General features: G+C 46.4%; 19 protein-coding genes and 1 tRNA gene. 5 read left to right on the top strand and 15 right to left on the bottom strand.

What is annotated here, in order from left to right; translation table 11 throughout:
* Positions 1-123: 123 nt before the first annotated feature.
* Complete coding sequence (locus tag VDIS_RS00360) at positions 124-1,206, bottom strand: hypothetical protein (protein WP_013335212.1); 1,083 nt, start codon at positions 1,204-1,206, stop codon at positions 124-126.
* Between the two features lie 305 nt (positions 1,207-1,511).
* A tRNA-Ile gene (locus VDIS_RS00365) sits at positions 1,512-1,610 on the bottom strand.
* 96 nt (positions 1,611-1,706) lie between these two features.
* On the opposite strand from VDIS_RS00365, the gene VDIS_RS00370 reads away from it, so the two are divergent.
* Positions 1,707-2,639, top strand: coding sequence for a mechanosensitive ion channel family protein (locus VDIS_RS00370; RefSeq protein WP_013335213.1), 933 nt, complete (start codon positions 1,707-1,709; stop codon positions 2,637-2,639).
* 39 nt (positions 2,640-2,678) lie between these two features.
* Here the strand turns inward: VDIS_RS00370 and VDIS_RS00375 are convergent, their stop codons facing one another.
* The gene (locus tag VDIS_RS00375) at positions 2,679-4,535 is read right to left on the bottom strand and encodes an aldehyde ferredoxin oxidoreductase family protein (protein ID WP_013335214.1); all 1,857 of its coding nucleotides are present in this window, start codon (positions 4,533-4,535) and stop codon (positions 2,679-2,681) included.
* A 178-nt stretch (positions 4,536-4,713) separates the two neighbouring features.
* Here VDIS_RS00375 and VDIS_RS00380 point away from each other — a divergent pair, with 178 nt between their 5' ends.
* Complete coding sequence (locus tag VDIS_RS00380; protein WP_013335215.1) at positions 4,714-5,214, top strand: protein-tyrosine phosphatase family protein; 501 nt, start codon at positions 4,714-4,716, stop codon at positions 5,212-5,214.
* On the opposite strand, the gene VDIS_RS00385 is transcribed toward VDIS_RS00380, so the two are convergent.
* Positions 5,201-6,508, bottom strand: coding sequence for an MFS transporter (locus tag VDIS_RS00385; protein WP_013335216.1), 1,308 nt, complete (start codon positions 6,506-6,508; stop codon positions 5,201-5,203). The genes VDIS_RS00380 and VDIS_RS00385 overlap by 14 nt on opposite strands.
* Before the next feature lie 100 nt (positions 6,509-6,608).
* Between VDIS_RS00385 and VDIS_RS00390 the strand changes: the two genes are divergently transcribed.
* Entirely contained in the window at positions 6,609-7,607 is a 999-nt protein-coding gene (locus VDIS_RS00390; RefSeq protein ID WP_013335217.1) for an RIO1 family regulatory kinase/ATPase domain-containing protein, read from the top strand.
* 54 nt (positions 7,608-7,661) lie between these two features.
* On the top strand, positions 7,662-9,620 hold the full coding sequence (locus VDIS_RS00395) for a DUF460 domain-containing protein (protein ID WP_013335218.1): 1,959 nt from the start codon (positions 7,662-7,664) through the stop codon (positions 9,618-9,620).
* Here VDIS_RS00395 and VDIS_RS00400 read toward each other — a convergent pair.
* The 9 genes from VDIS_RS00400 to VDIS_RS00440 form a co-directional block, all read right to left on the bottom strand.
* Positions 9,612-10,847, bottom strand: a complete 1,236-nt coding sequence (locus VDIS_RS00400) for a methionine adenosyltransferase (protein WP_013335219.1) — start codon at positions 10,845-10,847, stop codon at positions 9,612-9,614. The genes VDIS_RS00395 and VDIS_RS00400 overlap by 9 nt on opposite strands.
* The gene (locus tag VDIS_RS00405) at positions 10,847-11,092 is read right to left on the bottom strand and encodes an LSM domain-containing protein (protein WP_013335220.1); all 246 of its coding nucleotides are present in this window, start codon (positions 11,090-11,092) and stop codon (positions 10,847-10,849) included. Before VDIS_RS00405 ends, VDIS_RS00400 begins: the two co-directional genes overlap by 1 nt.
* 96 nt (positions 11,093-11,188) lie before the next feature.
* Positions 11,189-11,395: a DNA-directed RNA polymerase subunit N gene (locus VDIS_RS00410; RefSeq protein ID WP_013335221.1), complete on the bottom strand. Its 207-nt coding sequence runs from the start codon at positions 11,393-11,395 to the stop codon at positions 11,189-11,191.
* A 67-nt stretch (positions 11,396-11,462) separates the two neighbouring features.
* Positions 11,463-11,939 carry a 30S ribosomal protein S9 gene (locus tag VDIS_RS00415; RefSeq protein ID WP_013335222.1) on the bottom strand — a complete coding sequence of 159 codons (477 nt, stop codon included), beginning with the start codon at positions 11,937-11,939 and terminating at the stop codon, positions 11,463-11,465.
* A complete protein-coding gene (locus VDIS_RS00420; protein ID WP_013335223.1) occupies positions 11,936-12,502 on the bottom strand; it encodes a 50S ribosomal protein L13 in 567 nt (188 codons plus the stop codon). Before VDIS_RS00420 ends, VDIS_RS00415 begins: the two co-directional genes overlap by 4 nt.
* 10 nt (positions 12,503-12,512) lie before the next feature.
* Positions 12,513-12,881 carry a 50S ribosomal protein L18e gene (locus VDIS_RS00425; protein WP_013335224.1) on the bottom strand — a complete coding sequence of 123 codons (369 nt, stop codon included), beginning with the start codon at positions 12,879-12,881 and terminating at the stop codon, positions 12,513-12,515.
* Between the two features lie 58 nt (positions 12,882-12,939).
* A complete protein-coding gene (locus tag VDIS_RS00430; protein WP_013335225.1) occupies positions 12,940-13,848 on the bottom strand; it encodes a DNA-directed RNA polymerase subunit D in 909 nt (302 codons plus the stop codon).
* 52 nt (positions 13,849-13,900) lie between these two features.
* Positions 13,901-15,427, bottom strand: coding sequence for a sodium:solute symporter family protein (locus VDIS_RS00435; protein ID WP_013335226.1), 1,527 nt, complete (start codon positions 15,425-15,427; stop codon positions 13,901-13,903).
* Positions 15,427-15,651, bottom strand: coding sequence for a DUF3311 domain-containing protein (locus VDIS_RS00440; protein ID WP_013335227.1), 225 nt, complete (start codon positions 15,649-15,651; stop codon positions 15,427-15,429). Before VDIS_RS00440 ends, VDIS_RS00435 begins: the two co-directional genes overlap by 1 nt.
* An 82-nt stretch (positions 15,652-15,733) precedes the next feature.
* On the opposite strand from VDIS_RS00440, the gene VDIS_RS00445 reads away from it, so the two are divergent.
* Positions 15,734-16,306 (top strand): metallophosphoesterase family protein, encoded by a 573-nt coding sequence (locus VDIS_RS00445; protein ID WP_013335228.1) that lies wholly within the window; start codon positions 15,734-15,736, stop codon positions 16,304-16,306.
* Between the two features lie 88 nt (positions 16,307-16,394).
* Here the strand turns inward: VDIS_RS00445 and VDIS_RS00450 are convergent, their stop codons facing one another.
* Both VDIS_RS00450 and VDIS_RS00455 read right to left on the bottom strand, forming a co-directional pair.
* A complete protein-coding gene (locus VDIS_RS00450; RefSeq protein ID WP_013335229.1) occupies positions 16,395-16,664 on the bottom strand; it encodes a hypothetical protein in 270 nt (89 codons plus the stop codon).
* Positions 16,661-17,659, bottom strand: a complete 999-nt coding sequence (locus tag VDIS_RS00455; RefSeq protein ID WP_013335230.1) for a hypothetical protein — start codon at positions 17,657-17,659, stop codon at positions 16,661-16,663. Before VDIS_RS00455 ends, VDIS_RS00450 begins: the two co-directional genes overlap by 4 nt.
* Between the last annotated feature and the right edge of the window lie 70 nt (positions 17,660-17,729).

The raw sequence follows: 17,729 nt of genomic DNA on the forward strand, positions 1-17,729 counted from the left end.
GGTAGTGAAAGCGGCACAGGCTTGATAACCAGTGGAAGTGGTAGCTTCCCAGTGCCATGGACATGCCAGTACAAGTAATAAATTAAAGCGGTTTTTTATTTTTCAAGTATCTCCTTAACTTAGTCACCACGTGATGTTTATAGGGGTTGCATTGACGCCCCATATCCAGTAGCCGAAGGTGGTGGCGTATGGGTCACCGCTAGGGCTGAACTCCCCAATGTGCCAGTAGCCGAAGTATGAAGACACAATGTCTGGGTATGGCACGGTTATGTTCAGCGCCAGCTGCGGGTTTGCCACGTAAATCACGTCAACCCTACACGGAACCAAGACGTCATTAAATGGTGAAAGCAAACTCACAAGTTGCCCAGCCTCGGTGAAGTAGGTCCATGAGGCCAGCGCAGGCATGTAGCCGAAGTATGTCCTATTCAGCGGGAGCGTGGCATTAACAAGCTCATTACCGATAGTAACTATCCCAGCTGTGTAGTACTGCATTAGTTGCAACTCTCCATTGCTCACCGTAGATGACGCCAGTTCCATCATGCTCGTGGGCCCAAACCCAGTCCTATTGCCGACGACGAAGATTGTAGCTGGGGTCGCCATGAGGACCACTGTGTAGTTTGGCATTGGGTAGTTCAGGGTGGCATTGCTAATCACTACGTAATCAGAGGTCTCTAGGTCTATCACATTCAGTGAGTTGTTTATTGGCACGACTATGGGGAATGTGTATGGCGTGACATCCTTAATTCCATACGTAGAGTTCCAATTGCTATACGGCCATATCTTGAATAGCCCACTTACTCTCGCCAGGCTGACCGGCGCAATCCAAACATTCACCAGCCACACAGTACCGTTAGGGAGGGCAATGAGCCTAGCCCAGCACCACCCAGTACCCTCAGCCTTACCCACATACTCAATGAGGGAATTTAAATCACTCGAATTAAAGGTAGGTACGTAGACGTAAACGGTCCTGTTTATGTACACTGGCACGGTCTGGTTCACATACTTAACAATTGTCTGGTTCACGTAGACCGTGTGGTTCACGGGCACGTAGATCGTCTGCGTCTGGACAAGCCCAAGAGACCTGGCAATGAGCTGAAGAGGCTTAACGTGCGGGCTCGCGATTATCAAAGCCAATACTATAATCGCTATTATGCCTATGATTCCCACCACCTTCCACTTAATACCCACTTCATACGCCAGTCCCATCCTAACCCACCAATGCGTAATTCGTAAATCCCGTTTAAAAGCTAACAACTTAGTAAAACACGTATTCACAATCCTGAGAAGATTACTCTAACCATCTTCATGAGGTTCAAGAACGTGGTTCACCCTAAACCCACTAATTAGAGATGACATGCTTGATAGAAATATGAGTTTAACCGCAAGTCTCTACGTGAAGTACATAACGATTGAGGTATCCAAGGTCACCAAGTCGGGTAGTATGACTGTGTATTGAAGCTTAAAATGCCAAAGATCCCAACCAAGGCCCGGGCTAAAGTAAAAGCAATCAGTGGTGGGCCCGCCGGGATTTGAACCCGGGACCTCCCGGTTATCAGCCGTACGCGGGGCTATCGCCCCAGGGCGCTCCAACCTGGCTGAGCTACGGGCCCTCGTTCCTAATGCCTTTTTCGTGTTTTTATGTTTTTCTTCCCTGCCCCCTGTGTGAATAACCTTTATTATTAGATTTGTTCATTGCTGTGTTGGGTATGGGTGGTAGCAACGTTACCGTTGGTGTTGGTAGGCTTGTGGCTAGGTTGTTACTTGAGTGGGTCCTCCTTGCCATAATTGGTGCCTTGGTTTATGTTCTTTACATAAACATTGTCTTTTACCTGTTACCCACTAGTTGGAAGGGTGTTCTCTTGACTTACGATAGTGTTGTCAGATCTGTGATCATAGTCACCATTGGTGCAGTCCTTGTTTGGGATACTGGGAGGAGGGTTGGTGATTACATTAGTAGGTATGATAGGGTTAGGGGTACGGTGCTTAAGTTCATCCTTGACACGGTACTTATCGTGGCGGTACTGATAGCCTTGGCCGTGACCTTTGAGAAGTTTGGTCTGTCCGTGGCTGCCTTCTCAGGTACTGCGGTTGGTATTATTGTTGGTCTTGCCGCGCAGCAGACGCTATCGAACGTCATTGCTGGTATTGTCATCATAATGACTGGCAGGTATAAGCCGGGTGATAGGGTCACAATCGTTAATTGGAGGTACGGCATAATAAGGGCCATGTACCCGCATGAGGGGTTGCCGAATGGCTTTACTGGCGTTATTAGGAATATAACGCTTATGTTCACGGAGGTCATCAGCGATGGTGGTTGGGTGTATACCATACCCAATTACGTGATGCTTGATGCATTAATAATACATAGGGATGTTGCGCCGTTTAAGCGCATTAGGGCTAGGATTGACGTGCCTTCGAGTATTGACCCCTGGGTCTTTGAGGAGAGGATTAAGGAGGCCCTTAAGGATGGTAGGATTAAGAGCATTAAGGTTAAGGTTGGTGAGACCTGGCAAAGCTCTAACCTTTACCAGGTAATAATTGAGGTTTTGGCTGATGGTAAGGCCGATGGCGAGGAGATAAAGGACCTGGTGCTTAGGGAGGCTGTGAGGATTAGAAACGAGTTAAGTAAACAACAGTAATTTAATTTTTAAAATGAAGACTTGCTTTATTTAACGTGCCTATAATAGGTAATCGAACTCCTCAAGCCCCAGTCTCTTCAGTGTGTCCCTTGTTGGCTTGCCGTCGACCCAACCCCTCAACTTATAGTACACCTTTATTCCCTCATCAAACATCTTGGACGCGGTATGTCCCTTTGCCGGGCCGTCTGGTATTGGCTCCCTCATCCTAGGCGGCAACTCATCCTTAACCCACTTACCTTCCCTGACCCAGTGGAGTCTCTCGACATTGAATATCCTCTCGCCAATCGTGAGCACGTCCTGCGGTGTTAGGTCCCACCCGAAGGCAGCGTTGTATAGGTTCGCGAAGTCCTTCTCGGTGTCTATGTTGGGCATTAGGTTCTCGAACTTGCAGAATATCGTTGAGTCAACGACGGCGAATAGGTCCTGGTTCCACTTAACAATCCTTGCCTGCTTCTCGATGCACTCCTGCGTTTCGCAGAATGGGTCAACCTTCTCAGGTACGCCGAACACCTCCCAAGTCGGTGTGTAGGCCTCTAGGTGGTCGCCACCCCTATTAGCCGTGTAGTAGGCTATTGCGAAGCCCTTTAGTGCCCTCGCGTCGTATGCAGGTAATCCCTGGCCCCTCGATCCAACGAACAGCTGGGGCATGCCGTACTTAACCGCGAGCCTGTAGTCACCCTCGGCCAAGTCATCGCCAATGCCATCCCTATAGGCGATCTTATACACCAGGTACTCAAGGGAGCCCGCATCGCCCCAGTCAATGTCTAGGTTCAACTTGCCATTCTTAACGAGTTCAATCGCCATTGATAATGTATTGCCTAAGCTTATTGTGTCCAGACCGAGTTCATTAGCCAACTTCTGAAGCTTGAGGTTAGCCTCTGGGTCTGTTAAGCCGACGTTTGGTCCAAGGGCCCAGGTGTTCTCGTACTCCTGCTTCACGTACTTCTCGGTAACGGTGAACTTAAATGGGCCTGACTTCACCGTGGGCATTTGCGTACAGCCTATTGGGCAGTTATAGCATCCGTGGGTCTCCGTTGGGTAGTGATCCTTAATGTACTCCTCACTGACTGGAGTCACGTCCTTAAGCTTCCCAGTACCGCCGAAGTTATAGTGGGGCAGTGCGCCTATTGATTGTATTATGTTCATTAGTACGTTCGTACCATACCTATGAAGAACCTTTGTCGTGTCGTGGGTCGCTATTCTCTTGACAATATCCGTATTAACCTTCATGAACTTAGCCCTATCAACGAGCTCCTTATTTAAGTCCCTAGTACCCCAAACCAATATACCCTTAAGCAACTTACTACCCATCACAGCACCGACGCCGCCCCTGCCCGCGAACCTCTCATAATCGCTAAGCCTAATGCCCGCGAACCTAACGAGGTTCTCACCAGCTGGGCCTATTACCGCAACGCCAGCCTTAGTCTCGTCTGGCGGGAATCCATTCTCCTCAAGTATTATCTTAGTGGATGCCCCAGTCCATTTGCCCCAGATGTGCTTGGCAGGTTTTAGTTTCGGCTCCCCATCTTTAATCACTAAATATACCGGCTCGTCGGCCTTACCCTCGATTATTAATCCGTCATAGCCAGACTTCCTGAGCCAATATGAGAAGTTACCACCTGCGTTCGAATGCGTGTATACGCCCGTTAATGGTGACCTAGTCGTTACATTAACCCTACTTGAGGATATCGTGGCAATGCCACTTAATGGACCTGAGAATATGTAAAGTTTATTGCTAGGGTCGAATGGGTCGATACCCCTCGGTATCTCCTTAAGTGCCAAATACGCGGCTAATCCCCTACCACCGAGGAACTTCTTCAGAAGGTCCTCCTTTATTATCTCCTCGGTGAAGTGCTCTCTCGATAGATCGACTCTTAGTATTCTAAAAACTGTCATAAACTGCTTAATTAAGCGGTGGTATTTAAGTGCGTTGTTATCGATAATTCAATAATATTCAGTTAAATATATTCACATAAATTATAGCCATAATAATTAAGTATAACGAAATAAACTAAGCCAAATATCTAAAGAGAATAAGTATTAAAATATCAGGTCATTTATGTGTTGAAGTGCGATGGTGAAATTCCCGTATTGGGTAATCGAGGGTGCACTGGCAGGCTCGTCAATGCCTCTTGATGAGGATACAGTGGCCATGTGGCATAGGATGAGGATTAGGGCCGTGGTAATACTTGTTGAGGAGTGGGAGTTTGCCATGGAGGGCTGGGACTTCAATGAGTATATAAATACATTGAGAAAGTTCGGCATGGATTACCTACATGTCCCGACGAGGGACGGCTATGCACCGCCCGAGGATGTTCTTTATAACATTGTTACCTGGATTGATAGGAGTATAATGAGTGGTAAGCCCGTACTTGTCCATTGCCATGCAGGTATTGGTAGATCACCTACTGTGATTGCGGCTTACTTAATGTATAGGAGGGGGTTGAGTGCTGATGATGCCATTGAGGTTGTTAGTAGGTATAATGATGAGTTATCGATAACGAATGAACAGTACTTAACCCTCGTTGCTTTTGAGCATTATTTACGAAGTATTAGGAACGCTAGTACTCCCTAGTCCTTATTAGGGATCCTAAGATAACCAATAATGCCCCAATCATCATTACCACTGAGCCATATATAGCAAGTAGCATTGGGCTGCTTGGTGCTGTCTCTAGGAGTAGTACTATGGCCATTGTGGATAACGGGCCTATTGACGCATTTAGGTTCCATCCAAAGGCCACGGCACTCCACCTAACCTCCGTTGGGAATATTGAAGTGAAGTAAAGCGTCTGCGGTGCAGCAGTTAGGCCAAAGAGTATTCCCATTAATAGGCTTGCATATATTGATAGTGGATTTAATGTGAATGCCAGGTAGACAATGAATGGACTTAGCACCAGCAGGAGCGTTGATGGCGCAATGAAGGATCTCCTAATGCCCAACGCCCTTATTAGAAATCCACTGAGTAATTCACCAATTACGGCTCCTATACCGCCATACATTCCAAGTATTAATGCCCAGGTATATGCCTTATTAGCGGGTAATTGGAGCTTTGGCGCGATTATCTTTGGCATTACGTAGGCCCAATAGCCTGACCCACCGTAGTAATAAATGGTTAACCCAAGGTTGATTAATATCAATGCTATGAATGGTACCCAGTAACGGGATAGGACAACACCCAGGGGCACCTTCACAACACCCCTGGACCTAACCTGCTCAACCCACTCAAGAGATTCTGAGCCCCAAAGCCTAATTATTAGGGCTATTAGGGCTGGTATGGCTCCTGTTATGAAGAGTATTCTCCAGCCATATACGTTAAATGCTTGGTGCATTGCCGATTTTGCGCTTAGGGTTACGAATGATGTTAGGAACACGGCCCAGGACAGCCCTGAGTACATGACGCCATTTATGTACGGCCTAATATTCCTAGGTGTTAATTCAAGGGCCCAGGAGGCACCACCACCAGCCTCACCTCCAAGTCCAATGCCCTGTAAAATCCTCATTAGGTATAGAAGTATTGGCGCCAGAACCCCAGCGGTGTAATACGTGGGTAGTAAACCTATTGCAAGTGTTGCTAACCCAACGAGTGCGGCATCCGATATCGTCGCTAGCCTCCTTCCACGTACATCGCCAATCCACCCAAATATGATCGCGCCAATGGGCCTAACGAAGTATGTCGTTGCGAAGGCGCCCCAGGTCTCTATTGCGCTTACTATTGCCACCTTTGATGGGAAGAAGTACATCTCAAGTATTGGCGCTAGTGATGCGAAGAGTATAATGTCGTAGTACTCAAGGCCCCAGACAAGCATTGTGCTGATGGCAGCAAGTAGGCTTTGTCTAAGTGTTAATTGTTTTGGTGCGTAACCAAACACGTGATTGCTCTCTGGTGCTATTTAATATGCTTTTTCTCTGAATTCACGTGGTAGTTTGATTTAAATTGGGCGTAGTAATTCTAGCAATTGTGGTGATTAATTGAGTATTAAAAATCTCGTTAATGCGTATGATCAATTAGATCCCTTTGATCTCAGGGTACTTAGGGTTATTGAGATCGGTCATAGGAAGTTTGAGTATGTACCGCTCGAGGTCATTGTTGACTGGAGTAAGAGGTCTGAGGAATTAATTGGTAAATCCCTAAAAAAGCTTAATGCGCTTGGCATGGTAATTAGGTACAGGGGTAATTACACTGGTTATAGACTCACCTTCATGGGTTACGACGCACTAGCACTACACACACTCGCCAAGAGGGGCATTATTGAGAAGGTTAGTCCAACACCCATTGGCGTTGGTAAGGAGTCAGACGTATACGCAGGTGATGCCGTCGGTGATGGTAAAGTCGTGCTTAAGTTCCATAGGCTTGGCAGGACGAGTTTTAGGCAGATTAGGAGGTTTAGGGCTTGGATTGGGAATAGGAGGCACATAACCTGGCTCTATGAGTCGAGGCTCTCAGCCCATGCTGAGTATAAGGCGCTGGTCCTTGCATATAATGCCGGGATTAACGTGCCTAGGCCAATAACCGTTAATAGGCACACGGTCGTTATGTCCTACATAAACGGCGCACAGTTATCCGAGGTTGGGGACGTGGATGATCCTGAGGACCTATACTGGGGCATTATTGAGGATGTTAAGAGGCTGTTTGCCGATGTTGGCGTTGTTCATGGGGACTTAAGTGAATTCAATATTATGATTGATTTGGACAGTGGTGAGCCATACATCATTGATTGGCCCCAGTGGGTACCTAGGAATGCGCCTGGGGCATTGGATATGTTGCGTAGGGATATCACAAACGTGACCAGGTACTTCATGAAGAGGTTCAGGCTTGATTTTGATGTTGATGAGGTTTATAATTACGTGATTGGTAATGTGGAGGTTAAGGAGGAGAGTCTTGAGGAGGCCCTTGAGGAGTTACTCGGTAGTGAGGGAGTTAATGAGCTCATGGGTTCGGAGAAGGAAGAGGAGTTTGAGGATACGTAATATGCCGCAAATAAACAAATTTAAGTAAGGTTGATAATAATACTTGCCTAAGTAATGCTTATTGAGGAGTTGAGTTCGGGGCCTATAATTGGGATTGACATCAATGGCAGGAAATTCTCATACGCAATACTTAGTAATGGAGAAATAATTGAGAAGGGGATTATCGACCCTCAGGACTTAATAAAGATGGTTAAGAAGGTTAGACCTAAGGCCATAGCTATCGACAATATTGGCGAGTTAATGGAGTTGAGTCCCTCAATCATTAAGAGGCTTGGTAGACTCCCATTCAACGTCTATTTAATCCAGGTAACGAAGGTTAGGCCTGACGCTGACGAGGCGATGGAGCTACTCGTTAATAAGTATTTTGGACTTAATGTGGTTAAGCTTGACCCAGACTCAACTGCTGAGTATCTCGCGAGGCTGTGCGCGATGGGTGTTGGGTCCATAGTTAAGGTTTATGAGCCTGAGACGAAGATCGTGGTAAAGGCCGCGATATCTACTACGCCAGGTGGCATGAGTAGGAATAGGTTTGAGAGGAATGTTGCTCATAGGATTAGGTACCTGGCTAAGGAGATTAAGGAGAGGTTGGAGAGCAGTGGCCTTGATTATGACATGTTCATAACGCCGGAGAGTGAGGGTTTGAGGTCCGTAGTGTTCATTGTATATGCTGATAGGAGTGTTGTTAGGTCTGTGGTTAAGCCACGTAAGAGTATGGATGTTAAGGTGATAGTTGAGTCGGTACCAACGGACTCAATAAAGTTTGTTGGATTAACGGAGCAGGAGGGTGCCGAGAGTGTAAGTACTGCTAAGGATAGGAAGTTAATTGTCGGTATTGATCCAGGCATAGTCACTGGTGTTGCCGTTCTTGACCTAAACGGTAACGTGTTAACGCTACAAAGTGGTAAGAACCTGAGTAGGAGACATGTGCTTAGGATTGTGTATCAATACGGTACGCCGGTCCTAATAGCCGTGGATACCGCCAAGCCCTCAGACTACGCTAAGAAGTTAGCCGCAATGGTGGGTGCCGTGATTTATTACCCAGATAGGGACTTGAGCATTGCTGAGAAGAGTGAGATTGCCATTAAGATTTCCCGTGAGCAGGGGATCGCCGTTAAGGACCCACACATGAGGGATGCCCTGGCGGCGGCCTACAAAGCATTCATTCAGTTAAAGCCCAAGCTCGATAGGGTTGAGGAGGAGGTTAGGAGGGCCTATGCTAGGGCTGTTGATGATGCAAAGGCATTGGTTATTAAGGGCGCATCGATAAAGCAGGCAATTGATGAGGTAAGTAAGAGGATTGAGGTTCAACCACAGCAAGAGGTCAGGTTATTGACTACTGAAAAGTGCGAATGTGAATGCGATAAGTTACGCGAGGAGTATGAAAATACGATAAGGACTTTAAATGCCGAGATTGAGAGATTGAATAAGCTATACAGTGAGACTAAGGAGAGGCTTGAGGAGTTGATTAATAATTTCGATATTGAGGTTAGGAAGGACCAGGTTGTTAGGTCGCTATATGCCAGGATAGACATGCTTGAGGGTGATATTGAGAAGTATAAACTTAGGGTTAAGGAGCTTGAGAATAACATGAGAAACTTAATGAGCGACTTCCTCGAGTACTTAAGAGGTAATAAGTACGTGTTGATAAGGTATTCCGAGGGGCTTGACCTCAACCTAATGGTTCAGGTACATAATTCTATCCTTATCATGAGTATTGGTGAGTTGATGAATGTAGGTATTGATAAGTTGATTAGCATTGGCATAAATTCCGTGGTTCTCATTGATGTTAATGATAAGAATGTGCTAAGGCCAATATGGAAGAGGGGTTTGAGGGTTATACCCATTGGCATGATTTATAATGGTCCGCTAAACGATGTTTTATTCATTGATAGGTCGGTAATAAATAATGCCATTGAATCCCTTGGTAAGGAGTTCCTTAGCGCCCTTGATGAGGATCAATTAAGGAAAATGATTAATGAGTATAGGCGTTTGAGGAGCGGTATGTTAGAATAACGATACCTTGCTCTTAATGACGAGCTCGGTCAGCGATGTTATGTTATCGAGCTCCTCATTAACTATGCCATCAATCTCATTCCTAATCTCGCCACTTAATGTGACGCCAGGCTCTGGGAGAACCTCAACATTGGCAACCAGCGGCTCATTAATTGGCTTACCAATTTGGCTTAGTAGGTAGACGTAGACTTCTTTCAATCCCTTAACCTCACCGTAGATCCTCTCCGCAATCCTGTTGGCGAGTACGTTATAGAGCTTACCAATATGACTAACTGGGTTCTTACCTGCCGTAGCCTCCATCGTCATTGGCCTCATGGGCGTTATTAAACCATTGGCTCTATTACCACGTCCTGTGGCTCCATCATCACCATGCTCCGCCGATGTACCTGTAACCGTTAGGTAGAATATGCCGTGCTCAGGCTTGTCCGCGGCATTCACGGTCACGTCAACCGTTAGGTTTGGCGTAATCTTGGCGGCTAGGTCAAGCACCTTATTCTTAACCTCCTCCTTAACATTCAGGTAATGGTCCTTATCCTTAACAAGCGATGATATTATTGCTGAGGCTATCGTTAACTTAACATCCTTACCAATCCTCAACCCCATTACCTTAACATCCTCACCAACCTCAGGGAGCTTAGCCTTAAACTCCCTGGAGTTGAGTAACCTCTCCGTCTCAAGCACGAGTCTCTCAGTGTCCGTTAATGGTGCAAAGCCAACGCCAATCGAGGTGTCGTTAGCCAATGGAACCTTTATCGCCTTAACACCGAGTTCATAAACACCGACTAAATCCGTTGAGCCCATGCCAACCCTATAATCAATAACCACGTGCCTATCAGGATCGAGGAACCTGAAATTACTCCTTATCCAATCCTTGATTGCAGATATTATTATAGTACCAATGGGCACCTTCTCAACACCCGTGGCCGTCTTAACCTCGGTGGTCACCCTACCCGCAACGAGTATGTATATTGGTTGGATAATGTCGCCACCGCCGAACCGTGGATTGGCTTGACCGCCAACAACGAGAACCTTATCCACGTTATGATGTAGTATCACACCATACTTCTCTAAGTAATAATTGGATAAGGCCTTACTAACGGCCTCGGCCGATGCATCAGCAATGTAGTCCGGGTGTCCAAGGCCCTTCCTCTCAACTAATTCAACATTTAGCTCTGAAACGGGTTTCCTATCTATTGTATTTATTGTTATTGTCCTCGCCATGCCCATCACCCCACCGCCTCCTCAGACGTTATATATAGTATCTGCGTACCCCTAATTACTAACCTGCCATATTTAACGACCACATTCTCGCCCTTCTGATCGAGTTCCTCGCCTTCATCAATTATTAGGTTCATGCAATCATCGTAGTTCACGAGAATACCCCTCAATACCTTGTTATTCTTAAGTCTTATTGTTACATGCTTACCAACAAGTTTCTGCAACGTTTTCATTGGTTGTTGGGGCCTTTCCATTAATGACGTGTCGAGAAAACCTATATTTAAATCTTAGCACCCTCTAAGAGTGTTAAAAGTAACATTATCAGGGCTATGTATATTATATACTAGGTGTTACTCACTTTCAATTTTAGAATACTCAAGGACCCTATCAATAAGCTCGATATGCGCTAATAAGGTTCTTCTGCAGCAATAGCGTGTGACGCCTAAGTCATTAAGAACCTTCTCAGGATTCTCACCATTTAAGACCCTCTGCTTAAATGGTTCCCATAAGTGACCGAGTGGCCTTCCACAGGTCCAGCACCTAATGGGTACAATCATTAAGTACGCAGTAATGAGCCCCCCTTTAAATTATTTTTGTGGCGGATTTAGGAATAATTATGATGGGTTACCTATATGCCTTCTGACGCTTACTCCTGGCATGCTTTAGACCAGGCTTCTTGGGCTCCGTCCTCCTTGGATCTCCCTTAATCATTGATGGATCATAGGTCATGTAAAGCTCAAGCAACTTTAGGTTTTGGAAGTACTCAACTAAGCCCCTGGCAATTGCCATCCTAACGGCTGTCGCCTGTCCCATGAAACCACCACCCCTAACCGTGACTTCAATATCTACCTTACTCGTCAACTCCTTACCGGCGAGTAGGAGTGGCTCCATCATCCTCATCCTAGCCATTTCAATAGGCCAAATCTCAATTGGAACACCATTAACCTTAACCCTACCGATCCCCGGCCTAATTACTGCCTTGGCAATAGCCGTCTTCTTCTTACCAACAGCAATAACCACCCTGGCCCCGGCTACCTCCTGGGTAATGGTATTGGGTACGGACCTAGGTAACGCCGTTGATTCACTACCCTGCCCGCTCATGCATTACCACCCTTACTCTCAGCCTTTTTAAGCTTCGCCATTCTAGTCTCCCAAGCCTCCTTAGCCTTCCTCCAGGCCTCATACTGTTTAGGCTCTATGTGGCTCCACAACTCCTCAAGCGTCACATACTTAGCGCCGGGCCTAACCGACAGTAATGCGCCCTTAATTACCACCTTATCCACACTCATGTACTGCGGTGGAACACCCATGAAGACCCTAATCCTCTTATACGCCTGCCTACCCCTGGGCTCCTTCCTAGGTAACATGCCCCTAATAACCCTCCTCAATATCCTATCAGGCTTCCTCGGTATCTTCGGCCCAGCCTTCTCAGGGTTATAATGCGTTAACCACTCGCTTATCCTCGTCTTATACCAATTAAGCACCATGTTAAAGTCCCCAGTAATGACCGCCTTCTCAGCATTAACAATGACAACCCTCCTACCCTCAAGCGCCCACTTAGCCACTATGGAGGCGAGCCTACCAACGACATGATTCGTGGCGTCAACAACAACCTCATTCAGTTCGGGTGGGTTTCTCTCGACCACGATAACCCTGCTACTCATGGTAACCACCCTAGATTATTATCTTAACGTTACTGCCCTTATTATTCCTCCTAACGAGTTCGGGTATTGTGATCGCCTCAGCACCAGCCTTCTTAATGGCATCAAGGGCGCCCCTGGAGAAAGACCAGGCGGCTATGGTAACCCTCTTACTCAGTACGCCATAACCAAGCACCTTGCCCGGCACTACGACTACGTCGCCGTCATTGACAAGCCTATTTATCTTGCCGACATTAACCTCAACCCTACGCCTAGTGGGTTTCTCAAGTAGGTCAGCCACGTAATCCCAAATCGCCGCCTTATACTCATTAGCCGCACGCCTAAGGAATCTAATCAGCATACGAAGCTCCACGTTGGTGGGACCCGTTGGATTTGGCGGCATGCGTGTTAACGCCAACGCAACCCTTTTTAAATAATTCGCAGCCGTAAACACTAATTACCTACTCCTCGGTTGGCCCTTCCTCAGTGTTAAACTCCTCACCAGTCACCTGAGTTGACTCCTCAGTAGTCTCACCAGCAACTAACTCGCCGCTTGGTGCAGGTCCCCTTGACAATTCAAGTTCAAGTTCATTAACGAATTCCTGGAACTTACCCTTGAGAATCCTAAAGCCCTCCCTAACCATGTCCTCAACGGGCATGTTTCCAAAGCTCTCAACCCAAAACACGTACTTATTCTCATCCCAATCAACCTTTAACGCCGGGCATAGTTGCTCACAGGTCTTCCACTTATTAAAGGTGCACTTAAGTACGTCATTAATGATTATCGAGCCATCCTCCTTAATCTCGAGGGCGCCATTACAAACCTCAAGGCAAACCCTACACTTATCATCGGCCTTACCAACAACACTAACCTTTGGGTAGTAGTAATACGATGCTAAGCCCGCCTGCCACTTGGCGTGGTTCCTAGCCCTACCAAGCTTTGCATAGGCCTCAAGCACAATCTTCTGGCCAGGTACTAACTTAACGATTGGTATATCCTCATACACAGGCCTAACCTCAGGGTCATCCGACTTCAAATCCCTGCTATAGACGATCATTGGCTCTTTAGCCTCAACATTAAGCTCAAACCTAACCTGGCATAGGCTTGGATCGACCAATTCCTGCTCGCACTCCTCAATCTTGGGTAGCTTCCTTAGGTCCGTCTTTATTGGCATCATGGAGAGCCTGTGGGCGAGTACTTCGTCGTAAAGCACGGACGTGTTATCGAGTATTATTACCTCGTCAATTGCCAGGACCGGTACGTCGGAGATGAGGACTCTACGTAATGAATTAATAACTGGTGGGGTGACTCCATCCACAACAGCCTTTAGGTATAGGTTTGACTTCTCAATAACCTTTACCAAGACCACGAGGTGAGTGGTTGTGAGTTTGAGTAAATAAACATTTCTTGTCTCTATCCCATTAGGCCCTTCCTCGCCTAACCGCCATGGCTATGCCAGTACCAATGAGGACTATTAACAGGTTAATGGCCAGCGCTATGATGGCTATATACATTAGGTGCCCGGCTATTGGGTATAATGGTGACATTGTTGATGGCTTATGGGGAGTTACAAATAGGTAAACGCCAAGCCCCAAGCCAACGGCCCACCCAACCATTAATGAGTATTTATCAAGCCTATCAGTTACTAGGCCGAGGAACACTGACGGAAGCGTCTGCGTAATTATTATACCGCCCAGCAGCTGAAGCCAGATGGCGTACGTCGCAGGTACAATAAATACGAAGCCAAGCGCGAGGAATTTGAAGATAACGGATGCCCACTTAGCGGCCCTAGTCTCGCCCTGGGGCGTTATCCTTGGGTATAACGGCTTAATTATGTTCCTAACCAACAGGTTTGCCTGGGCCATAGCCATTATTGCGGCGGGTACAAGGCCACCAACAAATACGCCTAACAGTGCCAGGGCGGCTAACCACTCGGGTAACGTGGTTACAGCCAATGTTGGTATTACCAATATGCCCCTGCTAGATGGTGGAAATAGGCTTAGTATCTTCATGGCCTCCGGGCTTCCATATATTAATATGCCATACATCGCAAGTAGCGCCAGTGCAATGCCATATATTGGGAGGAGTGCCGTGCTCATTGCAAGCTTCTTATCACTTTCGGCGCTCAGGGCGCCATTGACCGAGTGCGGGTATAGGTATAGGGCCAGGCTACTGCCAACCCAGAGGGTCGTGTATGTTATGAAGAATGGGTCCTTCAACGTGGAGACGCCCGTTGGTAATGCCTTGAGAGTTGCGGCATTAAATGCCGATGCAAAGCCACCAGGTATTGCGAATGGAGCCGCCACAAGTATTGCTATGACACCTAAGAATACCAGTGCGTCCTTAAAGACTGCCGTTAATGTGGCGCCCCTAAGCCCGCTGGTGTAGGTGAATGCGGCCAGTATTATGAAGGATATCGTCAATGCGACATCACTGACGAACTTAACGTTCTTAACAATGCCGAGGAGCATTATTGTCAATACGGCTTGCATACCAACTATCTGCAATGCGATGTATGGGAACTCAGCGACTATTCCCGTGGCGGCGATGAAACCAGCAAGTAATTTGCTATTGAATCTCTCATGAACAAAATCGGCAGCTGTGACGTAACCCTTTAACCTACTCCATCTCCAGAGTGCCGGCATTGTGACTGCGGCTAATGCAAATACGGTGGCTACGTATGGGACCGCATAGAAGTAAAGGGCGCCGCTGGCAAATACTCCAGAGGGTACTGCGACGAACGTATAAGCCGTGTATAGGTCAGCGCCAACTAGGAACCATGCGAGGAATGTGCCCAATCTACGGCCTGCCAATGCCCATTCGTGTAATTGGCTAAGGTCGCCCCTACGCCACCTGGCGCCGTAGAAGCCTAGGAATACGAATATCACGAAGAACCCAAGGAATAAGCCCCAACCTAATGGACCAACTAGTGGGCTCGCCATAACCATCACCTCTTACTCGGATAGAGTAGGAGTACTGCTATTATGTAAAGTATTGACGATATTACTAACCATAATGTTTGAAACCAGTAGAAGAATGGAACGCCACCAAGTACTGGTTGCACCGTATTGTATATTGGCAATAACGTATATAGTATCCATGGTATTATAAATAATACACCGGCAAGTGCTTTACGCCAAGTCGAAACTCTTTTACCTACTTCCGACGTCATATGATCAATAATTGATATTACTGATTTTTAAGCAATACCCAAGAGAGAAGCTTAATTTAAGCGTTATAATTTGGTAACTGCTATGGGTGTTAAAATATTACATATATCTGATGTTCATGGTAATAGGTATTATATAGGTTCAATAGGTGGCGTTATAAAGGATGTCGATGTAGTAGTCGTGAGTGGTGACTTTGAGGATCCCGAAATATTAGATGTATTAAGTAATTATAGCAGGCCCGTGTATGCAGTCATGGGTAATATGGATCCCTACGGCATTAGGTCAAGGGTTCAAAAATACCTAGTTGAGGGGCGTATAATACCCATTGGGTTATTTTACTTAGCTGGTTACCCAATCAATATGGAGGAGGTTAAGGATCTCGGCCCTAGGTTAATACTTATATCTCATTATCCGCCCTACGGTACGAACGTGGATAAAGCGTGGAATGGCTCACACATTGGTAGCAAGTCTGTAAGAAGGTTCGTTGAGAACGTTAGACCATTGGTGGTTTTATGCGGTCATGTTCATGAATCCCGTGGTGTGGATAGATTGGGTAATACTGTCATTGTTAATCCAGGCCCATTAATTAACGGGTACTACGCACTTGTGAATATTAACGATGATGGTACGGTTAATGCCGAGCTTAGTAAATTATGACCCGCCCAGGCCCTGGCCTGGGCGGGCCTTGGTGTGGGTGCATGCAGGGGCATTACTGGTTTCCTATGGGTTAATTTATTAGTATTGGTTAAGATTCCTGCCTCGCTGGCGTGAAGTGTAGTAGGTCGTCATCCATGGTGATTACGCCCTTCTTCCTTAGTGACCACAGTATGTCTACTACGTATGGCCTAATCATGGCCTCTAGGTCATCACTTAAATTCACGCCTCTCCTCCTGAGTTCCTCAATTACTGAGTCGACGAAGCCTAGGGTCTCGGTCTTACCCTTGATACTGCCTAGTTTATTCATTGTTACCTCCTCAACGAGCTTCCTTATGTCCTCTGGTATGTTTATGCTCATTTAATGTTCACCCAGGTAAACTTCATGCAGACCTTATTTAAGGGGCACTCGTTACACTTAAGTCGTGAGCAGTATTCATGGCCTATCCTGAACGCGCCCCTCTCATAGATTATCGGGTCATTGCTCAATCTACCTGTCGCTCTAACGAGTCCCTTAACCTCATCGACCTTTATGGTAACCCCACTATCCTTATTAACTAATATTTCATTTAGTATTTTCATTGCATGGTCATTATTCAAGACCAGAAACGCGCCACTCCTTATCGTGACCATGGTACTATAAACATCCGCAATCATCGTATAGCGCCTATACCCACTCCTCGAAATTACGCCAAGAGCCACCGGCAGGTTAGTCTCATGCGATACCCACCTGATGAACGTCCTAATCGCCCTCTTCCTCCTCTCATTAGCCCTCGGTGGGTAAAACATTGGTAGTGCCTTCTCAAAATCGTTTATATCGCGAAACTTGGGTATCCACCTAAGTAGTGTTGTTCCGTAGGCCTTTGTCAACTTCCTTAAGCCATAAACGAAGCTGTGAACCGCATTACTTACTTCCTGAACATCCTCACCCTTGATACCCTCACCCTCATAGTCATTTAGCAACTTCATACTTACCTCATTAATTAGTGAGTAATCAGGGTTTGAGATTAGGCGGCTCACCATGTTGTAATTCCTGCGTATAACCCTATATATTACTTCATTTCTTAGGTTTCGGAATCCCATGAATAATACCGTGGCAAGCAGTAGGTACCTTAGGAGTTCCTCTGCCTTGGGTACATTCATGTATAATTGAATGAGTGAGTTAATGTCAACCCTACCCTTACCCCTCGTTGTTTCCTGAATATACAATTCACGTATCCTTTGATATGGAACCATTAATTCATCAGGTAAATTCTCAAATACCGCCTCCTTTACCGATGACCCATATTCATTAATTGCCCTTATTATATCCTCGTATCGATCCTTCCTTCGCAAATCAATTTCGAGAGAACTCATTATCATTTACGTGAAGGCACTAAAATATAAATCTTGGCATTACATGCGTTATTAGCGAATTGGAGGGTCA

Origin of the sequence: Vulcanisaeta distributa DSM 14429 (genome assembly GCF_000148385.1) — an archaeon.
In the GTDB taxonomy this organism is placed as follows: Archaea; Thermoproteota; Thermoprotei; order Thermoproteales; family Thermocladiaceae; genus Vulcanisaeta; species Vulcanisaeta distributa.